Source organism: Streptomyces niphimycinicus, assembly GCF_018883605.1.
In the GTDB taxonomy this organism is placed as follows: domain Bacteria; phylum Actinomycetota; class Actinomycetes; order Streptomycetales; family Streptomycetaceae; genus Streptomyces; species Streptomyces niphimycinicus.
Map to the genome: position 1 here is coordinate 1 of NZ_JAHLEM010000999.1, position 4,754 is coordinate 4,754.

Annotated in this window: 5 protein-coding genes; 4 read left to right on the forward strand and 1 reads right to left on the reverse strand. The window is 72.5% G+C overall.

What is annotated here, in order from left to right; translation table 11 throughout:
- Positions 1-94 precede the first annotated feature (94 nt).
- The 4 genes from KN815_RS46680 to KN815_RS46695 all read left to right on the forward strand — a co-directional run bounded on the left by KN815_RS46680 (position 95) and on the right by KN815_RS46695 (position 3,567).
- Positions 95-460 carry an Rv2175c family DNA-binding protein gene (locus tag KN815_RS46680; RefSeq protein WP_014060030.1) on the forward strand — a complete coding sequence of 122 codons (366 nt, stop codon included), beginning with the start codon at positions 95-97 and terminating at the stop codon, positions 458-460.
- Positions 461-693: 233 nt separating this feature from the next.
- Positions 694-1,347, forward strand: coding sequence for a thiamine phosphate synthase (thiE, locus tag KN815_RS46685; RefSeq protein WP_216347849.1), 654 nt, complete (start codon positions 694-696; stop codon positions 1,345-1,347).
- Between the two features lie 221 nt (positions 1,348-1,568).
- A complete protein-coding gene (gene metF, locus KN815_RS46690) occupies positions 1,569-2,486 on the forward strand; it encodes a methylenetetrahydrofolate reductase [NAD(P)H] (RefSeq protein WP_216347850.1) in 918 nt (305 codons plus the stop codon).
- 46 nt (positions 2,487-2,532) lie between these two features.
- Positions 2,533-3,567 carry a hypothetical protein gene (locus KN815_RS46695; RefSeq protein ID WP_216347851.1) on the forward strand — a complete coding sequence of 345 codons (1,035 nt, stop codon included), beginning with the start codon at positions 2,533-2,535 and terminating at the stop codon, positions 3,565-3,567.
- A gap of 168 nt (positions 3,568-3,735) precedes the next feature.
- Here the strand turns inward: KN815_RS46695 and KN815_RS46700 are convergent.
- Positions 3,736-4,754, reverse strand: a 1,019-nt coding sequence (locus KN815_RS46700) for a phytoene desaturase family protein (RefSeq protein WP_216347852.1), incomplete at its 5' end; no start/stop codon positions are given.

Consider the following 4,754-nt stretch of genomic DNA (forward strand, 5'->3'; position numbering starts at 1 on the left):
CCGGCCGCTGGGCGGGGCGTCCGGGACGGGCCGGGCGGCCCGCGCGGCGGGCGCCCGGCTACCCACTGTCAGTCCCAGATGGCAGGCTTGTTCCGTGACCGAGATTGACGCAAAGATCGATGCTCTCGTCCCCGCCTGGCTCACCCTCCCCGACGTCGCCGAGCGACTCGGGGTCGAGGTGACGCGCGTCCGGCAGTTGGTCAAGGAGGGCCAGCTCATCGCGGTGCGCCGTGGGGAGAACAGGGTGCTTCAGGTGCCCGAGGAGTTCATCGCCGACGGAAAGGTCGTCAAGGGCCTCGTGGGGACCTTGACGCTGTTGAAGGACGACGGCTTCAGCGACGAAGAGATGCTGGAGTGGCTCTTCACCCCCGACCCGAGCCTGCCCGGCACCCCGGCACGGGCCCTGGGCGAGAATCGCGGTACGGAAGTGAAGCGGCGCGCGCAGGCGCTCGCCGTCTGACGCGGCTTCCGCCCAGCCTTCCGCCGCCTTCCGTACGGGCCTCGTACAGAGCCCGTACGGGGCGTGTCCAGGGCTGGTCGCTCTCGCGTTTCCGCCGCCGTTGTCGCATCTCACCGCATGCAACCGCATGCAACCGCATGCAGCCGCACGTCATCGCATGTTGTCGCATACGGCGTACGGGCCGGGCTCCGCGCACGGCCCGTATGCCGCCGACCCTCCGGGGGTACCGAACCATGTCCACCACCGCCACCGCGCATGAGCAACTGGCCGACGCCCGCCTCTATCTGTGCACCGACGCACGGAAGCGCCAGGGCGACCTGCCGGAGTTCCTGGACGCCGTCCTGGCGGCGGGGGTGGACATCGTCCAGTTGCGGGACAAGGAGATGGAGGCGGCCGAGGAGCTGGAGCACCTCCAGGTCTTCGCGGACGCCTGCCGCCGCCACGGAAAGCTGCTGGCCGTCAACGACCGGGCCGATGTCGCGCATGCCATCGGCTCGGATGTGCTCCATCTGGGCCAGGGCGATCTGCCGGTGCCCGCGGCGCGCGCGATCCTCGGCGCGGATGTGCTGATCGGGCGCTCCACCCATGCGGAGGCGGAGGTGGACGCGGCGGCCGTCCAGCCCGGTGTGGACTACTTCTGCACCGGCCCCTGCTGGCCCACCCCCACCAAGCCGGGCCGCCCCGCCCCGGGGCTGTCCCTGGTGCGCCACGCCGCCGCGCTGGGCACCGGGCGGCCGTGGTTCGCCATCGGCGGAATCGACGCCTCCAACCTGGATCGGGTCCTGGAGGCGGGCGCCCGCCGCATCGTCGTGGTCCGGGCCATCACGGCCGCCGAGGACCCGGCGGCGGCGACGGCGGAGCTGGCCAAGCGGGTGCGCGCGGCCTGACCGCCGCCCGGCCCCGGCTTGTCGCCCGGTTTGCCGCGCGGCCCGTCACCGGGCTTGTCACCCCGTTTGTCACCGGGCTTTCACCCGGTTTTCATCCGGCTCGGCTCGTCCGCCGGTCGAGGGCGCGCCGAGCTGTCCGCACTGCGGACAGAAAGCTGGCAAAACCCCCAAATCTCCGAGGTCGGGTGGGCGTAGCCGAGCCGGGTGGATAGCCTGCACGTATGGCCCTAGGCACCGCTTCCACCAGGACCGATCGCGCCCGGACCGTGCGCGATCTGCTCGCATCGGGCGAGCAGTCGTATTCCTTCGAGTTCTTCGCCCCCAAGACGGCGAAGGGCGAGCAGACGCTGTGGAACGCCATCCGCAGGCTGGAAGCAGTCTCGCCCACCTTCGTCTCCGTGACCTACGGAGCCGGCGGTTCCTCCCGCGAGGGCACCGTGCGCGTCACCGAGCGCATCGCGACGGACACCACGCTCACCCCCGTCGCCCATCTGACCGCCGTCAACCACTCCCGGGCCGAGTTGCGCAACATCATCGGGCAATACGCCGACGCCGGGATCCGGAACATGCTGGCCCTGCGCGGCGACCCGCCCGGCGACCCCACGGGGGAGTGGGTCCGGCACCCCGACGGCCTTGACTACGCCGTCGAGCTGGTCCAGTTGATCAAGGAGTCCGGGGACTTCTGCGTCGGCGTGGCCGCGTTCCCCGAGATGCACCCCCGCTCGACGGACTGGGACACCGACATCCGTCACTTCATCGACAAGTGCCGCGCGGGCGCCGACTTCGCCATCACGCAGATGTTCTTCTACCCCGAGGACTATCTGCGGCTGCGCGACCGGGTCGCGGCAGCGGGCTGTACGACTCCGATCATCCCTGAGATCATGCCCGTCACGAACGTCAAGCAGATCGAGCGGTTCGCGCAGCTCAGCAATGCCGCGTTCCCGCCCGAACTGGCTGAACGGATCCTGGCGGTGAAAGACGACCCGGCGGCTGTACGCTCGATCGGAATCGACTACGCCACAGAGGTGTGCGCGCGGTTGATGGCCGAGGAGATCCCCGGGCTGCACTTCATCACCCTGAACCACTCCCCGGCGACGCTGGAAATCTACGAGAATCTGGGACTGCATCAGCGGTCCTGATCCTGATGACGGCAGCCGACGGGCGGCCGCATTGAGAGGGGCGGGCATGGGCTGGACGGTCCTCTACATCGCATTCGGCGTCGTCGCGCTGTGGCTGCTGGGGGAGGTCCTCCTCCAGTACAAGGCGCGGCTGCGCTGGCGGCTGCTGGCCTTCGTCGGCTTTCTGGGCGTGGTCGTCGGCGTGCTGATCCCGTCGGTTCCGGTGATCGGGGTGGGGGCGATCGCCTTCGCCATAGGCCAGACGTATGTGACGCTCTCCTTCCGGCGCGGCTTCGCCGCGGGCTGGGCGCTGAGCGGCGGGCTGCCCGGGCTGCTCGGCCGCGAGGAGCGCGGCCCCCGGCCGGACGACTCGGACAAGGAGCCGATCCTCGAGGTGTCCGACCTGGAGGCGGTCCCGGCGGCGCAGCCGGAGCCGCCCACGTACCAGCCGCAGCCGCTGCCCGACGACACCGGCGAGTACGGCGTCTACGAGGAGCCGTCGGCCTTCACCCCGGCCGCGGGCGCGTACAGCGGCGAGGCGGCCGGTGGCTACAGCGCGTACGAGACGTACGGCGGCTACGGCTCGCAGCAGGGCAACAGCCAGGGGCACGGCCAGGACCACAGCCAGGGGCACGGCCAGAACTACGGCCAGGACGTCTACGCGGACCAGATGGGCCAGGGCGGGCACGGCGGGCAGTACGGCTACGGGAACGAGGCGTACGCGGCCTACGGCCAGGACCCGTACGGCGGCGCCCAGCCCCAGCCCCAGCCTCAGGCCCAGTCCTATGAGCAGCAGGGATACGACCAGCAGGCTTACGGCCAGCAGCAGTACGCCGACCAGTACGCGGCCTACGGCCAGCAGGATCCGTACGGCGGGGCCGGGGCCCACGGCGGCGACCACTGGGCGGCCGATGCCTCCTACCCCTCGCCGGACCCGGCGTACGACGTGATGCAGTCCGGCGGCCCCTGGGTGCCGCAGCAGCGCGAAGGCGACGCCGCGCCCCCGGCCGACCAACAGGGGTACCCGTACCAGCAGCAGCAACAGGGCCAGGCCCAGGGCCAGGGCTACCCCCAGGGCTTCGACGAGCAGTACCGCTACTGAGCCCGGCACCGCCACAGAGCCCGCTGCCAGGTGAGCCCGCTCCCCGGGAGCGGGCTCACCTGTTTCCCAGGAGCTCTGGGAGCTCTGGGACTTCTGCGAGCGCTGGGACTTCTGCGAGCGCTGGGACTTGTGGGAGCGCTGGGACTTGTGGGAGCCCTGGGAGCCGCTCTACTGGGAGCCGCGCCAGTCCTCGCCCTCGACGATCAGCCCGGCCACCAGCGCGCCCGACATCCCGGCGTGGGCGAGCCCGCCACCCGGATGGGCCCAGCCGCCCGCCAGATACAGGCCCGGGAGCCGGGTGACATTGGCGGGCCGCAGAAACGCGCCGTCCGCCCCGGCGAGCACCGGGCCCGGCACGGCGCCACCCCTGGCGCCCGTCTCCGCCTGGGTGCCGGCGGGGGTGCGGACCTCGTGCCACAGCGTCCGGCCCCGCAGCCCCGGTATCGCGGCCTCGGCGGCCGTGATCAGCCGCTGGGCGGCCCGCTCCGCCGCCATGCCGTCCGTCCAGTCCACCGGGCCGTGCGGGGCCACGACGGCGGTAAGGGTGACGGCCTCGTGCTCCTCGTCCGGGCGCACCGTGGGGTCGTCCGGGCGCAGCACGGTCACCGTGGGGTGGGGGCAGGGCTCGCGGAGCCCGTGGCCGTCGCCGAAGACGGCGGCCAACTCCGCCTCCCGGTCCGGGGCGTGGACCACGGTGCGGTGCGTGGTGTCCTCGGGGCGGGCGCCGCGCAGCGCCAGAAGAACGGTCAGCCGCCCCGGCGTGCCGCCGCCCGCGCCCGGCTCCGGCCGCACGTCCCCCTCCCGCCAGGGCGCCTGCCCGCCGAGCAGCGGGGGCAGCAGGACGGGGTCGATGCCGGAGACCACCGCGTCGGCCTCCGCTACGGTGCCGTCGGCCAGCTCCACGCCCGCCGCACGGCCGTCCTTCTCCACGATGCCGGTGACCTCGGCGTCGAAGTGGAACTCGACCTTCCGCTGACGGCAGCGCTCATGGAGGGCATCGGCGAGCGCCCGCATACCCCCGCGGACGTACCAGGTGCCGAACGTCTGCTCGATATAGGGCAGCACGGTGGCCGCGGCGGGGGCGGAGCGCGGGTCGAGGCCGTGCGCCAGCGCCTGGCTCTCCAGGAGGGCCACGGCGCGCGGATCCTTCAGCTCACGGCGGGCCACGGCGGCGAGCGTGGGCGGGC

What these genes read in the sequence shown, in the direction of transcription:
- thiE (WP_216347849.1), top strand. Translation starts at nt 694, where the DNA reads ATGTCCACCACCGCCACCGCGCATGAGCAACTGGCCGACGCCCGCCTC.
- metF (WP_216347850.1), top strand. Translation starts at nt 1,569, where the DNA reads ATGGCCCTAGGCACCGCTTCCACCAGGACCGATCGCGCCCGGACCGTG.
- KN815_RS46695 (WP_216347851.1), top strand. Translation starts at nt 2,533, where the DNA reads ATGGGCTGGACGGTCCTCTACATCGCATTCGGCGTCGTCGCGCTGTGG.